The organism is Nonomuraea thailandensis (assembly GCF_024172165.1).
Taxonomy (GTDB): Bacteria; Actinomycetota; Actinomycetes; order Streptosporangiales; family Streptosporangiaceae; genus Nonomuraea; species Nonomuraea thailandensis.
The window spans coordinates 6,614,322-6,633,668 of record NZ_JAMZEB010000002.1 but is presented as its reverse complement, the minus strand read 5'-3'; the positions used below and the strand labels follow the sequence as shown (position 1 = coordinate 6,633,668).

The following is a 19,347-nucleotide window of genomic DNA, read 5'->3' as shown; positions in this document are numbered from 1 at the left end:
CTTACGCCAGGTGATTGGGAACCTGGTCCTATTCCAGTGTTTGGAGCGGAGATGGCGCGCCTCACAGCTCTTGCCGGTGGCGCCGCGGTGGCACTGGTGCTCATCGCGACGCCGGTCGTGGCCCACGAGCACCCGAGCGGGATCACCGACCTGGTGAGCCCGGCCGTGGTGCGGCTGGAAGCCGTGTCCCAGGTGAAGATCACCCTGCTCGACCACGTCGGCGAGCTGAAACATGTGGACCGTTCCTACACCCTGCCGTTCGCCGCCGGCACGGGCACGGTCGTCAACCCCGACGGCACCATCGTGGCGCTCAGGCGCCTGGCGGTGAACCCGAACGACGTCGCCGTCTACGCCGCCAACAAGATCTTCGCCGAGCACCACAAGGTGAAGATCCCGGCCGACTACGACAAGCACAAGCTCTCCGACGACGTGCTCGACCGTCACCTGCAGCAGTGCTACGCCCCCGACAGCGACACCGCGACCTGCATCGTCAGCGTCACCACCGAGATCACCGCCTTCCCCAACGTCTCGCCCGCCAGCCCCGACGGCTACAAGGTCAAGTGCATCAAGGCCGGCCCCAACCCCGACGACCCGGCCGTGCTGGTGCCGCTGACCCCCGCCGCCGGCGGCGTCGGCATGCCGACCGCGCCGCTGGCCGACAAGGTGCCCGACCAGGAGGGCTCGCCCACGAACGTGGCCGGCTTCCTGGGCAGGCCGGGCCCGAACGTGGCACACACCGTCGAGATCGCCCACCTGGGCAAGGGCGGCGTGCAGGGCGGCGCCGGCCGGCCGTTCGCCGACCCCGAGAAGAAGGTCGACGAGCCGGTCAAGCTGGGCGGCCTCGCCGACAAGGGTCTCGTCGGCGCCCCGGTGATCGGCGACAAGGACGGCCACGTCATCGGCCTGCTGGTCGGAGGCGGCAAGGACGGCAAGATGATCGGCGTCAAGGAGGTCACCGCCATCCTGACCGCCGCCAAGATCGTGCCGCGCAGGGGCGCGATCGACACCGCCTTCGAGGCGGCCCTGACCCGCTATCACACGAAGTACTACACCGAGGCCGCGCCGGGCTTCCAGCGCGTGCTGGAGCTCTACCCCGGCAACGTGGTGGCCGCCGCGCTGCTGAAGACCTCGCTGGCCAAGCGGGGCGGCCCCGAGGACCAGGGCACGAAGAAGGCCGCGGCCGAGCCCGAGACGTCCACGCCGCTGTGGCCGTTCATCGCGGCGGCGGGAATTCTCTTCATAGCCGCCGGGGGCGGAGCGTATCTGCTGTGGCGCCGCCGCACTCCTGAAAGACAGACAGAACTGCCACAGCCGCTGGCGGCCAGTCCACCGTTCGACGACGGCGCCAACCAGACCGTGGTCGTGCGGCGGTCCCAGTCGTTCCAAGTGGTCCCGCAGCAGCAGCAGGTGATGACCGCGCCCGACCCGGCGATCAAGTACTGCACCTCGTGCGGCATGAGGCTCGGACCGGCGCACCGCTTCTGCGGCTACTGCGGCCACCCCATCGAGACGTGATGCCATTGAACGAAAGATCGCTCATCGGCCAGGAGGTGGCCGGGTACTACATCGAGGACATCGTCGGCAAGGGCGGCATGGCCGTCGTCTACCTGGCACTCGACCCGAGGTTGAGCCGCCGGGTGGCGCTGAAGATCCTCAACCCGGTGCTCAGCGTCGACGACAGGTTCAGGCAGCGGTTCATCCTGGAGTCCAGGACGGTCGCCAGCATCGAGCACCCCAACATCATCCCGATCTACGAGGCGAACGCCGACGTCGACGGCGTCCTGTACATCGCCATGCGGTACGTGGACGGCCTCGACCTGCGCCGCCTCATCTACGACCGCGGGCCGCTGCCCCTCGGCCAGGCCAACCAGATCTTCGCGCAGGTGGCCGCCGCGCTCGACGCCGCCCACGCGCACGACCTGATCCACCGCGACGTCAAGCCGGCCAACATCCTGCTGGCCGGCGACCACGTCTACCTGACCGACTTCGGCATCACCAAGCACCGCTCGTCGATCTCGGGGCTGACGCAGACCGACCAGTTCATCGGCACGCCGCGCTACATGTCGCCCGAGCAGATCAACAAGGAGCACATCGACGGCCGCTGCGACCAGTACGCGCTGGCCTGCGTGGTCTACGAGGCGCTGTCGGCGCGGCTGCCGTTCCAGCGCGAGAACGACATCGCGCTGCTCTGGGCCCACCTGGCCGAGCAGCCGGCGCCGCTGTCGCAGCTACGGCCCGAGCTGCCCGCGCAGGTCGACAGCGTGATCATGCGCGCGCTGGCCAAGTCACCCGAGCAGCGGTACGCGACCTGCACCGAGTTCGTGACCGCGCTGCGCGACGCCATCAGCGGGCACCAGTACGACCCCTTCGCCGATCCCTTCGGCGCGCTCGGCTCCCCGCTGGGGCCGGGGCAACATCTCGTGCCGCCGCCGGGACAGAGCCCGCACTCCGGGCCCTACCCCGTGCAGCGCCCGGGAGGAGCGCACGCCGCGCCCCCGTCCGGGCCGCACCACGCCATGCCGCAACCGGGCCGGGGCTCGGGAGCGCACGCGGCGCCGGGCTCCGGGCCAGGTACCGGGCCGGGCTCAGGGCCGCACTCCCTGCCGGGCTCAGGCCCGGGCTCAGGGCCGCACTCCCTGCCGGGTTCCGGGCCGCATTCCGGGCCGCATTCCGGGCCGGGGTCCGTGCCGCCGTTCGCCGCCCCGTTCACGCACCCGCGGGGAACGGCCGGGCAGCCCACCCAGGAGGCGCGGCCGGTCGCGAGCAGGCGGCCGGGACGGATCCCGATCGTGGCCGCCACGCTGGTGGCCGCCGTGGCCGCGCTCGCGCTGGTCGCGTTCGTGATCATGAACAATCGCGGCGACACCTGGATGAACTACAAGACCAGCGCCGCCGCGCCGCTCACGTTCGACTATCCGGGCGACTGGACGGTGCGCACCCACCAGGACCTGTTCGCCGTGGCGTCCTCGCACGCCTCGGAGTTCGAGGACCTGTTCGTGGCCGGCCCCGGCGCCGACTGGTCCAAGGTCAAGGAGATCGTCAACAACGACCCCGAAGGCGTCGCCGGCGTGTACGTCCAGGTCTCCGACACCCTCGACGCCAGCGGCACCGCCGAGATGATGAAACCCAAGATGGAGGCCCTGCTCCCCGGCCAGGTCGACCTCGACAAGCCCGTGCAGGACCAGGCGGGCAGCAGCCCCGCCACTCGCTTCGACGGCTCCCTGCACGACCCGGCCAGCGGCGCCAGGGTGGCCTTCGTGAGCTACGTGATCGACCGCGAGCCCAAGACCATGCTGATCATGTACTTCTGCGGCAAGACCACCTGCGACGACGCCACCCAGACGAGGATCAGGCAGAGCGTGCGGCTGTCCTGACTTGGAACTCACTTGCGTACGGCTTGGCGCGGGTGTTCTCCCGGTGTTCAAGGAGGCACCCGGCGTCTAACCTCCGCGTGTGGGCATTCGCATAGTCATCGCCGACGATCAGGCGATGGTCAGGGCCGGGCTGCGCATGGTCGTCGAGAGCGACCCCGGCATGGAAGTCGTCGGGGAGGCCGCCGACGGGCGTGAGGCCGTCGTCGTGGCCAGGCGCACACGGCCGGACATCGTCCTCATGGACATCTCGATGCCCCGGCTCGACGGGCTGGCGGCGGCCAGGGAACTGCTCGACACCCCCTCGCCGCCCAAGGTGATCACGCTGACCACGTTCGACACCGACGAGAACCTCTACGCCGCGCTGCGCGCCGGCACCAGCGGCTTCCTGCTGAAGGTCTCGCCGCCGGAGCAGCTCCTGGAGGCGATCAGGGTGGTGTACTCCGGTGACGCGCTGCTCGACCCGGCCGTGACCAGCCGGGTGATCGCCACGTTCGCGGGCCGCGCCGAGCCCGTTCCGTCGCCCGCGCTGGCCGAGCTGACGCCGCGCGAGCTGGAGGTGCTGCGGCTGCTGGCGCGCGGCCTCACCAACGCGGAGATCGCCAGGGACCTGTACGTCGGCGAGGCCACGGTCAAGACGCACGTGGCGCGGGTGCTGATGAAGCTGTCGCTGCGGGACCGGGCGCAGGCCGTGGTGTTCGCGTACGAGACGGGCGTGGTACGGCCTGGGGCCGCCTAGCCGGGAGGGACTAGCGAGCAATGGCGTAAATATGTGTATATTTTCCTGTATCAGGCGGCAGATGCAGGAGATATTTCATGGGATCGTTCCCCAGGGTGCTGTTCGACGAGGCTCACAGCGAGTCGTGGACCATCAGGCGCGAGCTGGCCGAGTCCGTCAACCCGGCCCATCCCGACGACACCAGCTACGCCCGCGCGGCCGGGCTGCTGCGGCATCTGGGGCACACGGTCACCGCGCACACGACGGGCCCGCTCGGTCCCGGCGCGCTGGCGGACCAGGACGTCCTCGTGATCGCGCACCCGTCGAACGACCGGTGGGAGCGCACGACGGGCCAGGGCAGCCCCGTCCTCGCCGATGCCGAGCTGGACGCCGTCGAGGCGTTCGTGGCGGGCGGCGGCGGGCTGGTCGTGCTGGCCGAGGAGGAGCAGGACAAGTACGGCAACAACGTGCGCGAGCTGCTGGCCCGGTTCGGCGTGGACGTCCGGCACACCACCGTGCGCGACCCCCGGCACGCCTACCGGGACGTGGCCACGTGGGTGCTGGGGGAACGTTCCAGCGGCTCCGGGCTGCTGGCCGGCGTGCGGACGGCCTGCTTCTACCGCGCGGGCACGCTGGCGGCGGAGGGGGCGGAGGTGCTCTTCGCCACCTCGGCGCAGGCGGACCCGGCGGGCGAGCCGCTGGCCGTGGCGCTGCGGCACGGGCGCGGGCGGGTCGTGGTGTTCGCCGACTCCGACCTGTTCGGTGACGACTCCATCGACGACCACGACCACCGCGCGCTCTGGCAGAACGTGATCACCTGGGCCGCCAGGCTCCCCGGTGACGAACGCTCGGGCGCGGCCCGCCACGAGGCCGCCGTCGAGGCGCGCGGCGAGGCCGCTGACGGGGTGGCCGCCGAGGCGCGTGGTGAGGCCGCCGGGCGGGCGGGCGCCGAGACCAAGGCCGCGCTGTTCGCCCGGCTCAAGGAGGCCGTGGAGGAGCTGCGGCCGCTCCAGGTCAAGGACGGCTCCGTGCCGGCGGAGGACAAGGAGCGGGCCAAGGCCCTGGTGGAGCGGGTCAAGGAGCGCGTAGGCGAAATCTCGGGATATTTCCCCCATGACGCCGCCTACCTCCAGGCCGTGCAGGACGACCTCGGCAAGTGGGCCGCGCAGGACCTCGGCGTGCCCGACTTCCTCGACTCGCTCGACCTCTTCCACCCCGACACCCAGCGCGAGGACGGCCTGGAGCACGTCGTGGTGTTCCCCATGTACACGCAGAACGGCAACCCGCTGCGCAACCTCGAAGCCGTCTGGATCCGTACGATCTGGCCCGGCTGGCTGGCCGAGCTGGAGGCGGGCGGCTACGACAACCCGATGTTCGTGCCGATCGCGTTCGAGGACTTCACCTCCGGCTACGACACGCACTCGGCCGTGCTGTTCCCGGAGACGGTCGCGGTGCGGCAGGCGCCCGCGCGGTTCACCTGGGGTGGGATCTTCGCCGACCGCGAGGCCGCCAGGTTCAGGCGGGTCTCCAGCGCCGCCGTCGAGACGCTGAAGCTGGACCTGCCGCCGGACGCCGAGCGGCTGCTGGCCTCGCAGCGGCTGGCGCAGGACACGTTCGTGCTCTGGGACCTGGTGCACGACCGCACGCACAGCCACGGCGACCTGCCGTTCGACCCGTTCATGATCAAGCAGCGGATGCCGTACTGGCTGTACGCGCTGGAGGAGCTGCGCTGCGACCTGACCGCGTTCGGGGAGGCCGTCGAGCTGGAGCGGCGGGGAGTCCCGTACGCCCGCTACGTGCAGACGGCGATCCTGTTCGACCGGCTGTTCCGGTTCCCCGTCACCGGGGAGCGGGTGCGCAACTACGACGGGCTCGGCGGGCAGCTCCTGTTCGCCTACCTGCACCGCAACGACGTCGTGCGGTGGACCGACAACCGGCTCACGGTCGACTGGGAGCGGGTCGCGGACGGGGTGGCCGACCTGCGCGGCGAGGTCGAGAAGCTGTATCGCGACAGCATCGACCGGTCCAAGCTGGCGCACTGGCTGGCGGCCTACGAGCTGGTGAGCGCGTACGTGGCCCCGCACCCCGGCTCCACCTGGGCCAAGGGCGTCGAGGCGCTGCCGGAGGAGCAGAAGGCCAAGGTGGACGCGGTGCTGCCGGACGAGTTCCCGCTCAGCATGTTCTACGAGGCGCTGCGCCGTAAGCTGACAGACGTGGTCGAATCGACTAGGGGACTCCGAGCATGATCATTGTGGTTACCGGGGCCGGCGGGCCCACAGGTGACGCCGTATCCCGATACTTCCGCAAGCACGGTCACACCGTCATCGGGGTGGGCAAGAAGGACGTGGACCTGCTCGACCGCGCCGCCGTCCAGGCCCTGGCCGGCCGCGTCGAGCGCGAGCACGGCCACGTGGACGGCGTGGTGCACCTGGTGGGCGGCTGGCGCGGCGGCAGGTCGTTCGCCGAGACCAGCCTCGACGACTGGGACGTCCTGCACGACCTGCTGATCCGCACCCTCCAGCACGTCTCGCTGGCCTTCGAGCCGCTGCTGCGCCGCAGCGAGAACGGCCGCTTCGTGATCGTCTCCGCCAAGGCGGCGCAGCGGCCGGGCGCCGGCGGCGCCGTCTACGCGGCGGCCAAGGCGGCGGCGGAGGCCTGGACGCTCTCCCTGGCCGACGCGCTCAAGGGCACCTCCAGCGCCGCGACGGTCCTCGTCGTCAAGGCCCTGGTGAACGACGCCATGCGCGCACAGGACCCCGAAGGCGGATTTCCCGGCTTCACCGACGTCAACGACCTGGCGGCGGCCATCGGCGGCCTCTACGACCGGCCCGCCGCCGAGATCAACGGCACACGATTGGACCTCACTTCTTGAACCCCCGGCACGACCCCCGGCTCAAGGCCTTCGCCAGCGACAACTACGCCGGGGTGCACCCCGAGATCCTCCAGGCCATCGTCGCCGCCAACGGCGGTCACCAGACCTCCTACGGCGACGACGTCTACACCGAGGCCACCCAGGAGGTCTTCCAGCGGCACTTCGGCGAGCGGGCGCAGGCCTGGCCGGTGTTCAACGGCACCGCCGCCAACGTCGTCTCGCTGCGCGCCATGACCGCGCAGTGGGAGGCGGTCATCTGCGCCGAGAGCGCCCACATCAACACCGACGAGGGCGGCGCGCCCGAGGTGGCGGGGGGCATCAAGCTGCTCACCGTGCCCACGCCCGACGGCAAGCTCACCCCCGGGCTGATCGACCGGCAGGCGTGGGGCTTCGGCGACGTGCACCGGGCCCAGCCGAAGGTGGTCTCGATCTCGAACACCACCGAGCTCGGCACCGTCTACACCGCCGACGAGATCGCCGCGATCTGCGCGCACGCCCACGACCTTGGCCTGCTCGTGCACCTCGACGGCTCCCGGCTGACCAACGCCGCCGCCGCGCTCGGCGTCCCGATGCGGGCCCTGACCACCGACGCGGGCGTGGACGTGCTCTCCTTCGGCGGCACGAAGATCGGCCTGATGTACGGCGAGGCCGTCGTCGTCCTCAACCCGGACGCGGCCACCGGCGTCGACTACCTGCGCAAGACGTTCATGCAGCTCTCGTCGAAGATGCGGTTCGTGTCGGCGCAGTTCGAGGCGCTGCTGTCGGGCGACCTGTGGCTGCGCAACGCCCGCCGGGCCAACGAGATGGCGCGGCGGCTGGCCGAGGCGGTCGGGCGGGTGCCCGGGGTGCGGGTGGCCAGGGCGGTCGAGGCCAACGCCGTGTTCGCGGTGCTGCCGGAGGACGTGGCCGAGCGGTTGCGCAAGCGGTACAAGTTCTACGACTGGACGGACGGGGAGGTGCGGTGGATGTGCGCGTTCGACACGACGGAGGAGGACGTGGACGCCTTCGCGGCCGCCCTCGCCGAGGAGATGGCCGACACGCGCCGCTGAGCCTCGGCCGGTACGCACGGGCCGGCCGGGACGCGGGGCGCCGCACGTGAACCGGCCGGGGGTAGGCGCGGCTCAGTGACCGCGCAGGGCCAGGCGGGCGGCCTGCCAGCCGCCCATCCCGTGCACGCTCGGCCCCGGCGGCGTCGAGGACGAGCAGAGGAACACCCCCGGCAGCGGCGTGCGCCACGGGGCGGGCGACCAGACGGGCCGGCGGACGAACTGCGTCAGGCTGGCCAGCCCGCCCCCGAGGTCCCCGCCCACCAGGTTGGGATTGTCGGCCTCCAGCGCCGCCGGCCCCATGGCGTGCCGGGCCAGCACCCGGTCGCGGAACCCCGGCGCGTACCGCTCGATCTGCGTCTCGATGGCGTCCGTCATGTCGGCCCGGGAGCCGTGGGGGACATGGCAGTAGGCGTACAGCGTGTGCCCGCCCCGCGTCGGATCGGCCGCGTACGGCTGGACGAGCAGCACGTACGGCCGGGGGGAGACCCGCCCGGCCGCCGTCTCGGCCTCGCTGAGCGCGATCTCCTCCAGGGTCCCGCCCAGGTGCACCGTGCCCGCCGACGCCACCGCCGGATCCCGCCACGGCACCGGCCCGTCCAGCGCCCAGTCCAGCTTGAACACGCCGGGCCCGTACCGGAAGCGCTCCAGCCGCCGCCGGTACGCGGCGGGCAGGTCGGCCATCGCGAGCAGCTGCCTGGGCGTCACGTCGAGCACGACGACCGGCGCGTCCAGCTCCGCCAGGCGCCGCACCCGATGCCCGCTCACCGCCTGCCCGCCGAGCGATCTGAGCTCGGCCACGAGCGCGTCGGCCAGCACCTGCGACCCGCCCCGCACCACCGGCCAGCCCACCAGGTGGGCCAGGACCGCCAGCAACAACCCGTAACCGGCCGAGATGGGCGAGCGCAGGTCCAGCATGGAGTGCGCGGACATGCCCGCGAGCAGCGCCCGCGCCTCCACGGTGCGCAACGCCCCGCCGGCGAACGTCGTGGCGGGCAGCGCCGCCGCCAGCCCGAACCTGACGGCCTGCGCGAACACCCGCGGCGAGGCCGGCCACGGCCCCAGCGGCTTGAGCAGCAGCTCCACCAGCGGCAGCCCGGCCCGCACCGCCGCTCCCACGGTGGCCGTCCAGGCGGCCCGGTCGGGCCCCAGCCCGGCGGCGGTGCGCCGCACGTCGCGGTGCACCAGCACGGCGGGCCGCCCGTCGAGCGGATGGGCGGCGGCCACCGGCGGATGGGCGAACTCGACGCCCTTGAGATCGAGCGCGCGGAACGCGGGGGAGGCCAGCGCCATCGCCATCACGGTCGCGCCCAGGTCGTGCACGCGCCCCGGCAGCGTCAGCTCCCCGGAGCGCAGGCCGCCGCCGAACCGGTCGGCGGCCTCCAGCAGCAGCACCTCGCGGCCGGCGCGGGCCAGCATGATCGCGGCCATCAGCCCGTTGGGGCCCGACCCCACGACGACCGCGTCGGCGCCCACCGCTACTGGCTCTTCAGCATCGACGGGTAAGGCTGCGCCCCGCGCTGCGCCAGCAGCTCCGTCATGAGCTTGATCTCCCCGCTCTGCCCGTCGACGATCTTCTGCGCCATGCTGACCACCTCGCTGCGCGTGGACAGCCTCAGCAGCCCCTCGGCCATCTGCACGCCGCCTTCATGGTGGCGGATCATGAGCTGCAGGAACAGCACCTCGGCCTGCGTGCCCTGCGCCGCCTTGAGCCTGCTCAGCTCCTCGGCCGAGGCCATGCCCGGCATCACCCCCGGCGTGGCGCCGGCGGAGGGCGTGCCGCCGTGCCCGTGGCCGCTCATCCAGGCCATCGGCCGCTGGTCGGTCGCCTGGCTGAGCCCCCACTGCTGGAGCCAGCCCTGGAACATGCCGCGCTGGTTGGCCTGAGTGTTGATGATGTCGAAGGCCAGGCTCCTGATCTCCCTGGCGGGGCCCTTGTCCCGGATGACGAACGCCATGTCGACGGCCTGGGCGTGGTGCGTGGCCATGTCGCGCGCGAACCCCGCCTCCGGCGAGGTGTCGGCGGGCGTGCCGTCACGGCCGAACAGCAGGAACGCGGCCGCGGCGAGCACCAGCACGCCGCAGACGATCAGGACGGGTCTTCTCACCGGCTTTTCCATGGCCGTTCCAGCGTACCCACCTGCGGGAGGGGGCTGTGATCGTACCCTTATGCCGCGCTTATTCTCCGCATACGCCGGGAGGGCATAGGGTGACCCGGAGTTGGTACGCCGATGGAGGAACGATGACGAAGGAGAAGGCGCAGGCGAGGCGCGAGCACCTGCAGAAGATGCGGGCCGAGCAGAAGCGCAAACAACGCCGCGCCGCACTGCTGATGTGGGGCACGGGCGGGCTCATCATCGTGGTGCTCGTCGGCGTGGTCGGCTTCTACCTGGTCAACCAGGCCAGGCAGACCTCGCTGGACGCCGTGACGAGCGTCAAGTACGACGCCGGCCAGCACGTCTGGAACACGGTCGCGTACAAGGAGACGCCGCCGGTGGGCGGTGAGCACAACAACTACTGGCAGCAGTGCGCGATCTATGACAAGCCCATTCACAGCGAGCACGCGGTGCACTCGCTGGAGCACGGCGCGGTCTGGATCACCTACCGGCCCGACCTGCCCAAGGCGCAGGTGGACAAGCTGAAGGAGGTCGCGTCCTCCACGGGGCAGCAGGACTACATGCTCATGAGCCCGTTCACCAACCTGCCGTCGCCGATCGTGGTCTCCTCCTGGGGGCACCAGCTCAAGCTGACCGACCCGGCCGACCCGAAGCTCGGGGCGTTCATCAAGCGCTACCAGAACGGGCCTGACACGCCCGAGCCGGGCGCCACCTGCGGCGGCCAGGACGCGATCACCACCACGGCCGACCAGGCGCCGCTGCCGCCCCAGCCCACGGGCCAGCAGCAGACGCCGATGGAGACGCTCGCCCCGTCGGCCAGCCCCTCCCAGCAGCAGTAGCGGCACCGCAGACACGCCAGGGCCCGGCCCCCGCCGGGCCCTGACGCATGTCCGGGCCCAGCCGGGCTCAGGCCTCGCCGACGAGCAGGCCGCGGCGGGCGCGGGCGAACTCCTCGAAGGAGATCCGCCCGTCGCCGTCGGCGTCGGCCCTGTCGAAGGCGGCGCTGAGGTCGGTGCCCGGATGGGTCCACAACGCGCGGAACTCCTCGGCGCTGATCCGGCCGTCGCCGTCGCGGTCGGCCACGGTGAAGGTGGCCCTGGAGATCGGCGTCAGCACTGCCTCCAGCGTGCCGGTGCGCACCAGCATCTCGAAGGAACGGACGTACTCCTCCTTGCTGATCTCCCCGTCGCTGTCGGTGTCCAGGGCACGGGCGTGGGTGTCCCAGGCGTTGAGGAACGCCTCCACCACCGCTTCGCCGTCGGGTGAGTCGGGCCGGACGCCGGTCTGCTGCAGGCGCCGCTGGGCGAGCGCCAGGTAGTCGTGCCGGGTCAGGAGGCCGTCGCCGTCGGCGTCCAGGTCAGTGAAGTTGCGCTCCGCGCTCGCGCGGAAGCTCGGCTGGGACATCACCACTCCGATCATCACGGTGAGTAGCTGATCGCAACTTAGCGTAACTCTTGGGGTGCGATCTGCCCAGAGGCAACGGGGAATCCGCTCAGCCGAGCACCTCCTGCGGAGGCGTCCACTCCAGCCCGTGCGCCTCGGCCACGGGGCGGCTGGTCACGCGGCCCTCGTGCGTGTTCAGGCCGAGCGCCAGGGCGGGGTCCGCGCGCATCGCGCGCTGCCAGCCCAGGTCGGCGATGGCCTGCGCGTACGGGAGCGTCACGTTCGTCAGCGCGAACGTCGAGGTGTGCGGCACCGCGCCCGGCATGTTGGCCACGCAGTAGAAGACCGAATCGTGCACCCGGTACGTGGGCTCCTCGTGCGTGGTCGGCCGCGAGTCCTCGAAGCAGCCGCCCTGGTCGATCGAGATGTCCACCAGCACCGAGCCCGGCTTCATCCGGCTGACCAGGTCGTTGCCGATCAGCGTCGGGGCCTTGGCGCCCGGCACGAGGACCGCGCCGATGACCAGGTCGGCCTCCAGCACCGCGCGCTCGATCTCCAGCGTGTTGGAGGCGACCGTCTGGCAGTGACCCTGGTAGATCAGGTCGGCCTGGCGCAGCTTGTCGATGTTCATGTCGAGCAGCACCACCTCGGCCTGCATGCCGAGGGCGATCGCGGCGGCGTTCATGCCGGAGACCCCGGCCCCGATCACCACCACGTGCGCCGCGCGCACCCCGGACACCCCGCCCATGAGCACGCCCCTGCCGCCCGCCGAGCGCATCAGGTGGTAGGCGCCCACCTGCGGCGCCAGCCGCCCCGCGACCTCCGACATGGGCGCCAGCAGCGGCAGCGCGCCGCCGGCCGTCTGGACCGTCTCGTAGGCGACCGCGGTGCAGCCCGACTCCAGCAGCGCCCGCGTGCACGCCCGCGACGCGGCCAGATGCAGGTACGTGAACAGCACCAGCCCCTTGCGCAGCCGGTGGTACTCCTCCGCCTCCGGCTCCTTGACCTTCATGACCAGGTCGGCCGCGCCCCACAGCTCGTCGGCGCCGGGCACCAGGACGGCGCCCGCGGCGGCGAAGTCGGCGTCGGGGATCGCGGAGCCGGCGCCCGCGTCGCGCTCGACCAGGACCTGATGACCGTGGCGGACCAGCTCGTGCACCCCCGCGGGGGTCAGCGCCACCCGGTACTCGCTGTTCTTGACCTCTCGCGGCACACCGACCTTCATGCCGTCACTCTTCCCGGCGATCCGGTGATTCCTCCTCCGATCTTCCTCCGGTCTCACAGTTGCATGAGGATTATCCGGCGGATTACCCCGCTGTGCCTTCTCCTCGATAGGCTCACCGGCAGCCCGAACGTCAGGATGGGATCGTCATCGATGGACAAGCCGGAAGAGCCGCCACCCGCGGACCCGGGGGAGCCGACCGCCAGCAGACTCACCACCATCGTGCTGATCGTCTCGCTGGTGCTCGTCGTGCTCATCGCAGGCGTGCTCGGCACGGTCGCCGTCCTGATGACCAAGAGCCCCGACATGCCGCTGTTAGGGGGCGCCGCCCCGCGCTACCTGTCGGTGCCCATCCACTTCGCGCCGGTCAGGGAGACCAAGCCCGCGCCCTGCCCCGGTGACCCCGCCGTGCTCGACGAGGCGCAGAGCACCTGCTACCTGCTGGAGGACGGCGTCACGGTCGGCGCCGTGCAGCGGATCGAGCCGCTGCGCGAGGACGACGGCCTGTACTCCGTGCGCATCGCGGTCGCGCCGGCGTTCAAGGAGAAGCTGGTGCGGCTCATCGACGAGCTGGCGCCCGCGCAGGAGCCGGTCGCGATCGTGCTGGCGCCCTCGCAGGCCGACCAGCCCAAGACGGTCCTGGCCGCGCCCATCGTGACCCAGCCGATGGACGGCGACAGCGTCAGCATCGCCGGCTTCACCAAGCAGGCCGCCGAGGCGCTGGTGACCCGGCTGCTGGGCAGCACGCCGGCCCCGGGCACGGGCACCACGCCCGCTCCCACCGGCCAGTCCACGCCCCCCACCGGCCAGCCGGCCACGCCGCCCACCACCGGCACGGGCCCCACCCCCGGCGGGCAGCCGACCGGCCCCGCCACGACGGGCCAGCCGACCGCCGGCACCGGCACCACGGGCTCCACCACGGGCTCCACCACGGGCTCCACCACGGGCACCACCGGCACGTCCCGGCCCGGCGGCACGGCGCCCGCCACGAGCGGCCGGGGCGGCACCGACAAGCGCTACACGAGCTGCAAGGAGGCCGTGGCGGCCGGCGACGGGCCCTACTACAAGGGCACGCACGAGGAGTACGCCTGGTACACCGACGCCGACAACAACGGCGTCGCCTGCAACAGCGGCGACATCCGCTAGGCGAACAGCTCCTCCAGCCAGTCGATGCCGAAGTAGGCCAGGAAGATCAGCGAGACCACCCAGAGCAGCCAGGGGATCTCCGAGAACCGCCCCCTGACCGCCTTGATCAGCGTGTAGACGATCACGCCCGCGCCCACGCCGTTCGTGATCGAGTACGTGAACGGCATCAGCGCGATCGTCAGGAACGCCGGCACGGCCAGATCCAGGTCGTCCCACGGCACGTTCCTGCTCTGCATCATCATCAGCGCCCCCACCAGCACCAGCGCGGGCGCCGCCGCGGCGGCTGGCACCACCATCGCCAGCGGCGTGAACAGCAGCGTCAGCCCCAGCAGCGCGCCCGTGACCACGCTGGCCAGGCCGGTGCGCGCGCCCTCCCCGACACCGGCGGCCGACTCCACGAAGACCGTGTTGGCCGAGGCGCTCGCCACGCCGCCCACCATGCCGCCGACGCCGTCCACGGTCAGGATGCGGCCCAGCCGCGGCACCCGGCCCTGCTCGTCCACGAGCCCGGCCTCGTCGCTGACGCCGATGATCGTCCCCATGGCGTCGAAGAAGCCCGACAACACGAGCGTGAACAGCACCACGGTGGCCGTCAGCGCCCCCGCCGTGACGAACCCGCCGAACAGGTCGAACTGCCCCACCAGCCCGAAGTCGGGCGCCGAGACCAGTGCCTCCGGCATGCGCGGCGCCACCACGCCCCACGACGCCGGGTCGATGGTGTTGAGCGAGTTGACCAGGATGGCCAGCGCCGCGGTCACGGCGATGCTGATGAGGATGGCGGCAGGGACGCGGCGCACGTACAGGAGGATCATCAGGAGCAGGCCGAAGCAGAAGACCGCGACCGGCCAGCCCGTCAGGTGCCCGGTGGCGCCGAGCTGCACGGGCGTGCCCGTGCCCGCCGCGACGAAGCCCGCGTCCACCAGGCCGATCAGCGCGATGAACAGGCCGATGCCCACGCTGATCGCGTGCTTGAGCGCCAGCGGGATCGCGTTCATGATCAGGGTGCGCAGGCCGGTCACGGCCAGCACGATGATGACGAAGCCCTCCAGCACGACCAGGCCCATGGCCTGCGCCCAGGTCATGTGCGGGGCGGCCTGGTAGGCGACGACCGCGTTCAGGCCGAGCCCGGCGGCCAGCCCGAACGGCGCGTTGCCGACGAACGCCATGAGCAGCGTGGTGATCGCCGCGGCCAGCGCGGTGGAGGTGGTCAGCTCGCCGATCGTCAGGCGGGCGCCCGTAACGTCCCTGGCCCCGGCCAGGATGATCGGGTTGAGCAGGATGATGTAGGCCATGGCCATGAACGTGGTGAGCCCGCCACGCACCTCGCGGCCTACGGTGGTGCCCCGCCCCGTGAGCTCGAAGAATCTGTCGAGCACCGCCATTCCCCCCTTGTGATCAGGGGGAATGCCGGGTTGCCTACCCTGCTGGAGCTGGCTTCACGCCTTCTCGTGGCGGCCGCCGCCCACCAGGGCGACGAACTCCTCCAGCTTGATCGTGCCGTCGCCGTCGCTGTCGGCCGAGGTGATGAACGCCTCGATCTCGCTCTCCGACGCGCCCTGCCCGCCGAGCGCCTGGTTGGCCTGCCTGATCTCGTCGGCGGTCAGCAGGCCGTCGCCGTCGGTGTCGAAACGGTTGAACTCCGCCTCCGCCGCCTCGCGTGCGGTTGCCATCGCGGTGCCCCCTTGTCTAGCCCTTGTCGAACAAGGCGATATCTTCCGGCCTAATCGGAACGCGAGTCAACCGAAGTCCGGTGGCCGCTCTGACGGCCGCGGCGATGGCGGGGGTGGAGGAGAGCGTCGGGGGCTCGCCGGCGCCGCGCAGCCCGTACGGGGCCGCCGGATCCGGGTTCTCCAGGATCTTCAGCGTCATGGGAGGCATGTCGAGGATCGTGGGGATGAGGTAGTCGGTGAACGACGGGTTCAGCACCTGGCCGTCGCGCACCTGGACCTCCTCCATCAGCGCCAGCCCGAGCCCCTGCGCGGAGCCGCCGTGGATCTGGCCCTCCAGCGCCTGCGGGTTCAGCATCCGCCCCACGTCCTGCACCGCCGTCAGCTCGACCACCTTGACCAGGCCCAGCTCCACGTCCACGTCCACCACCGCCCGGTGCACGCACAGCGCGAGCTGCGTGTGCGAGTCGCCCTGCCCGGTGAGCGGATCCATCGGGTACGTCGGCCGGTGCCGGTACTCCCGCGTCTCCTCGATCGGCCCGTACCGCTCCAGCGCCTCCTTCGGCGCCAGCCCCTCGAAGCGCTTGCGCACCGCCTCGCAGGCGGCCTTGACGGCGCCGCCCGTGACGTACGACTGCCGCGACGCCGACGACGAGCCCGCCGAGCCGACGGAGGTGTCGGCGGTGGCCACGGTGACGTTCGGGATGCCCAGCTCGGTGCGGGCGATCTGGGCCTGCACGGTCACCAGGCCCTGCCCCACCTCGGCGGCGGCCGTGTGCACGGTGACGTGCGGCTCGCCGCCGACCAGCTCGGCCCGCACCCGGGCCGTGGAGTAGTCGTCGAAGCCCTCGGAGAAGCAGATGTTCTTGATGCCGACGCCGTAGCCGACGCCGCGGCGCACGGACTCGCCGTGGGTGGTCTGGGAGACGCCGCCGGGCAGCCCCCGCAGGTCCCGGTCCGTCCTCTCCGGCGGCAGCGGCATCTCCTCCAGGTCGCGCAGCATGTCCGCGAGCGGGGCCGGCGAGTCGATCACCTGCCCGGTGATCAGGCGGGAGCCCTGGGAGACGGCGTTGCGCACCCGGATCTCGATCGGCGACAGGCCGCACGCCTCGGCCAGCCGGTCCATCTGCGACTCGTAGGCGTAACACGCCTGCACCGCGCCGAAGCCGCGCATCGCGCCGCACGGCGGGTTGTTGGTGAAGACGCCGGTGGCGTCCACGCGCACGTTCGGCACCTCGTACGGGCCCACGCCCAGCGACGCCGCGTTGCCCACCACGGCGGGGGAGGAGGAGCAGTACGCGCCGCCGTCGAGCAGGATGTCGGCCTTGACGTAGACGAGCCTGCCGTCGCGGGTGGCGCCGTGCTCGTACCGCATGCGGGCCGGATGGCGGTGCACGTGGCCGAAGAACGACTCCTCGCGGCCGTACACGATCTTGACGGGGCGGTTCAGGCGCAGGGCCAGCATGCAGGCGTGGATCTGCATCGACAGGTCCTCGCGGGCGCCGAACGCGCCGCCGACGCCCGACAGCGTCAGGCGCACCTTGTCCTCGGGCAGGCCCAGGCAGGGGGCGAGCTGGTCGCGGTCCACGTGCAGCCACTGGGTGGCGATGTACAGGTCCACGCCGCCGTCCTCGGCGGGCACCGCCAGGCCGGACTCCGGGCCGAGGAAGGCCTGGTCCTGCATGCCGACCTCGTACTCGCCGGTCACGACGACCTCGGCCTCGAACGTGTCGCCGCGGCGCACCGGCTGGTGGCGCACGAAGTGCTGCGACTGCCGGGGGTCGGTGATGGCCGGGCGGGGCTCGTACTCCACGACGATGGCCGCCGCCGCCCTGCGGGCCGTCTCCGGATGGTCGGCCGCCACCAGCGCGACCGGCTCGCCCTGGTAACGCACCTGGTCGATGGCCAGCACCGGCTGGTCCTTGTGCTCCAGGCCGTAGTACTTCGCCCCCGGCACGTCCTCGTGCGTCAGCACCGCCCGCACCCCTGGGATGCGCAGCGCCGGGCCCACGTCGATCGAGCGCAGCCACGCCGACGGATGCGGGCTGCGCAGCGTCGCGCCCCACACCATGCCGTCGAGCCACAGGTCGGAGGCGTAGGCGAACTCGCCGGCCACCTTCAGCGCCGCGTCGGGCCGCCGGGCGCTCTCCCCGACGCCGAGCCCGAGGCCGGCGCCGGCCTCGGGCCGGATCACGTCAGACGTCTGCGTCATCCTCCGAGTAGAGCACCGCGCCCGTGTCGGACAAATATGCCCGACGTCAAAATGCGGTCATCGGATGAAACCTACGGCTTGTACATTCCTACAGATGCGTATCTCCGACCTGCTGGCCATCGACGACCTGCGCCTGCGGCTGCTCACCGGCGACCCGGCCCGCGAGTTCGGCACCGTGCACATCACGGACCTGCCCGAGCCCGGCCGTTACCTGAGCGGCGGTGAGCTGGTGCTGACCGGGCTGATGTGGTGGCACGCGCCGGAGGACTCCGCCCGGTTCGTGGCCGCGCTGGCCGAATCCGGGGTCGCCGCGCTCGGCGCCGGGCAGGCGTGGCTGGGCCACGTGCCGGACGACCTGGTGGCCGCCTGCGCACACGCCGGGCTGCCGCTGGTGGAGGTGCCGGTGGAGGTGTCCTTCCGCACGCTGGCCGAGACGGTCGTGCCCCGGCTGGCCGGCGACATGCGCGACGCGCTCGGCCGCCACCGGCGGCTGGTCGCGGCCATCGCCGAGGGGGCCGACCTGCGCGAGTTGTTCGAGCTGACCGCCGCCGAGCTGGGCGTCACCGGGGCGGTGGTGTCCGCCTCCGGCGAGGTGATCGTCGGCGCGGCGGACGACCCGGTAGGCCTGGCCAAGGCGTACCTGACGGCGCCGCGCCTGCCGGTCAGGGTCGGCGGGCACACGATCTTCGCGGTCGGGCGCGGACACCGCGCAGCCGGCTGGGTGCTCGCCTGCGACGGCGACCTGATGGACCGGGCCGACCTCGGCTACGAGCTGGCCGCCTGCGTGGGCCTCGAACGCAGCCGGGTGGAGGAGGGCCGCAGGGTCGAGCGCCGGCTGACCGAGCAGCTCATCGTGGCCGCGCTGGGCGAGGCCGGGGTGGCGGAGCTGGACGCCAGGCTTCGGACGTGCGGCGTGGACGCGGCGGAGCCGTACGCGATCGTGAACGTCACCGCGCCCAGACCCGGAGCCACCCGCGGGCCCGACCCCGCCACGCTCGGCGGCCAGGCCGTCGAGGAGCTGCTCGGCCGCCAGGTCGTGGCGGCGGCCGGCGCGGACGGCGCCGTCGCCGTGGTGCCGCTGCGCGCGTGCACCCCCGCCGAGCTGGCCGACCGGCTGCGCGCCGGAGCCGCCGTGCTGGCCGCGCTGCCCGGCACCCGCCTGTGCGTGGGGCTCAGCGGCGCGCTGACGGGCGCCGCCGCCGTCAAGGGCGGCGTGGAGGAGGCCGGGCACGCCCGGCGGCTGGCCGAGACCCGGGGGGGAGGGGTGGTGACCAGTGACGAGATCTACACGCACGCGCTGCTGCTGGCCACGGTGCCGGGCGACGTTCGCCGCTCGTTCGCCGCCCGGCTGCTGTCGCCGCTGCTCGACTACGACCGCAGGCACCAGTCGGAGCTGGTGCGCACGCTCGGGATCTACCTCGACTGCGCCGGCTCGTGGAACGCCTGCGCCGAGCAGCTCCACGTGCACGTCAACACCGTGCGCTACCGCGTGCGCAGGATCGAGGAGCTGACCGGCAGGGACCTGTCCACGATGGCCGACCGGGTCGACTTCTTCCTGGCGCTCAGGGACACGGCGCCGCCGCGCTGACCGGC

Annotated in this window: 16 protein-coding genes; 9 read left to right on the top strand and 7 right to left on the bottom strand. The window is 72.1% G+C overall.

Annotated elements, in window-relative coordinates:
* The first annotated feature begins 51 nt into the window (after nt 1–51).
* The 6 genes from HD597_RS34240 (at nt 52) to HD597_RS34215 (ending at nt 8,010) form a co-directional block, all read left to right on the top strand.
* Nucleotides 52–1,515: a zinc ribbon domain-containing protein gene (locus HD597_RS34240; protein ID WP_253747343.1), complete on the top strand. Its 1,464-nt coding sequence runs from the start codon at nt 52–54 to the stop codon at nt 1,513–1,515.
* Nucleotides 1,515–3,374: a serine/threonine protein kinase gene (locus HD597_RS34235; RefSeq protein ID WP_253747341.1), complete on the top strand. Its 1,860-nt coding sequence runs from the start codon at nt 1,515–1,517 to the stop codon at nt 3,372–3,374. Before HD597_RS34240 ends, HD597_RS34235 begins: the two co-directional genes overlap by 1 nt.
* Before the next feature lie 79 nt (nt 3,375–3,453).
* Nucleotides 3,454–4,110 (top strand): response regulator, encoded by a 657-nt coding sequence (locus HD597_RS34230; protein ID WP_253747339.1) that lies wholly within the window; start codon nt 3,454–3,456, stop codon nt 4,108–4,110.
* A 77-nt stretch (nt 4,111–4,187) separates the two neighbouring features.
* On the top strand, nt 4,188–6,335 hold the full coding sequence (locus HD597_RS34225) for a DUF6421 family protein (RefSeq protein ID WP_253747337.1): 2,148 nt from the start codon (nt 4,188–4,190) through the stop codon (nt 6,333–6,335).
* A complete protein-coding gene (locus HD597_RS34220) occupies nt 6,332–6,961 on the top strand; it encodes an SDR family NAD(P)-dependent oxidoreductase (RefSeq protein WP_253747335.1) in 630 nt (209 codons plus the stop codon). Before HD597_RS34225 ends, HD597_RS34220 begins: the two co-directional genes overlap by 4 nt.
* The gene (locus HD597_RS34215; protein ID WP_253747333.1) at nt 6,958–8,010 is read left to right on the top strand and encodes a threonine aldolase family protein; all 1,053 of its coding nucleotides are present in this window, start codon (nt 6,958–6,960) and stop codon (nt 8,008–8,010) included. The genes HD597_RS34220 and HD597_RS34215 overlap by 4 nt, the downstream gene beginning before the upstream one ends.
* Nucleotides 8,011–8,082: 72 nt before the next feature.
* Here HD597_RS34215 and HD597_RS34210 read toward each other — a convergent pair whose 3' ends face one another.
* Both HD597_RS34210 and HD597_RS34205 read right to left on the bottom strand, forming a co-directional pair.
* On the bottom strand, nt 8,083–9,483 hold the full coding sequence (locus HD597_RS34210; protein WP_253747331.1) for a phytoene desaturase family protein: 1,401 nt from the start codon (nt 9,481–9,483) through the stop codon (nt 8,083–8,085).
* A gap of 2 nt (nt 9,484–9,485) precedes the next feature.
* Entirely contained in the window at nt 9,486–10,115 is a 630-nt protein-coding gene (locus HD597_RS34205; RefSeq protein ID WP_253747329.1) for a DUF305 domain-containing protein, read from the bottom strand.
* A gap of 134 nt (nt 10,116–10,249) precedes the next feature.
* Between HD597_RS34205 and HD597_RS34200 the strand changes: the two genes are divergently transcribed.
* Nucleotides 10,250–10,963, top strand: coding sequence for a thioredoxin-like domain-containing protein (locus HD597_RS34200; RefSeq protein WP_253747327.1), 714 nt, complete (start codon nt 10,250–10,252; stop codon nt 10,961–10,963).
* Nucleotides 10,964–11,030: 67 nt separating this feature from the next.
* Here the strand turns inward: HD597_RS34200 and HD597_RS66075 are convergent, their stop codons facing one another.
* Both HD597_RS66075 and ald read right to left on the bottom strand, forming a co-directional pair.
* On the bottom strand, nt 11,031–11,528 hold the full coding sequence (locus HD597_RS66075) for an EF-hand domain-containing protein (RefSeq protein ID WP_308210745.1): 498 nt from the start codon (nt 11,526–11,528) through the stop codon (nt 11,031–11,033).
* Between the two features lie 88 nt (nt 11,529–11,616).
* Nucleotides 11,617–12,732, bottom strand: coding sequence for an alanine dehydrogenase (ald, locus tag HD597_RS34185; protein ID WP_253747325.1), 1,116 nt, complete (start codon nt 12,730–12,732; stop codon nt 11,617–11,619).
* 150 nt (nt 12,733–12,882) lie between these two features.
* Here ald and HD597_RS34180 point away from each other — a divergent pair, with 150 nt between their 5' ends.
* Nucleotides 12,883–13,875, top strand: coding sequence for an excalibur calcium-binding domain-containing protein (locus tag HD597_RS34180; RefSeq protein ID WP_253747323.1), 993 nt, complete (start codon nt 12,883–12,885; stop codon nt 13,873–13,875).
* Here the strand turns inward: HD597_RS34180 and HD597_RS34175 are convergent.
* From HD597_RS34175 to HD597_RS34165, 3 genes are read right to left on the bottom strand one after another with little or no spacing between them, the layout of a single operon-like run.
* On the bottom strand, nt 13,872–15,257 hold the full coding sequence (locus HD597_RS34175) for an NCS2 family permease (protein ID WP_253747321.1): 1,386 nt from the start codon (nt 15,255–15,257) through the stop codon (nt 13,872–13,874). The two genes, HD597_RS34180 and HD597_RS34175, sit on opposite strands and share 4 nt — an antisense overlap.
* A 54-nt stretch (nt 15,258–15,311) precedes the next feature.
* Nucleotides 15,312–15,587 (bottom strand): EF-hand domain-containing protein, encoded by a 276-nt coding sequence (locus tag HD597_RS34170; protein WP_308210979.1) that lies wholly within the window; start codon nt 15,585–15,587, stop codon nt 15,312–15,314.
* Nucleotides 15,562–17,754 (bottom strand): molybdopterin cofactor-binding domain-containing protein, encoded by a 2,193-nt coding sequence (locus HD597_RS34165; protein WP_253747316.1) that lies wholly within the window; start codon nt 17,752–17,754, stop codon nt 15,562–15,564. Before HD597_RS34165 ends, HD597_RS34170 begins: the two co-directional genes overlap by 26 nt.
* A gap of 94 nt (nt 17,755–17,848) precedes the next feature.
* Here HD597_RS34165 and HD597_RS34160 point away from each other — a divergent pair, with 94 nt between their 5' ends.
* Entirely contained in the window at nt 17,849–19,342 is a 1,494-nt protein-coding gene (locus tag HD597_RS34160; protein WP_253747314.1) for a PucR family transcriptional regulator, read from the top strand.
* Nucleotides 19,343–19,347 lie beyond the last annotated feature (5 nt).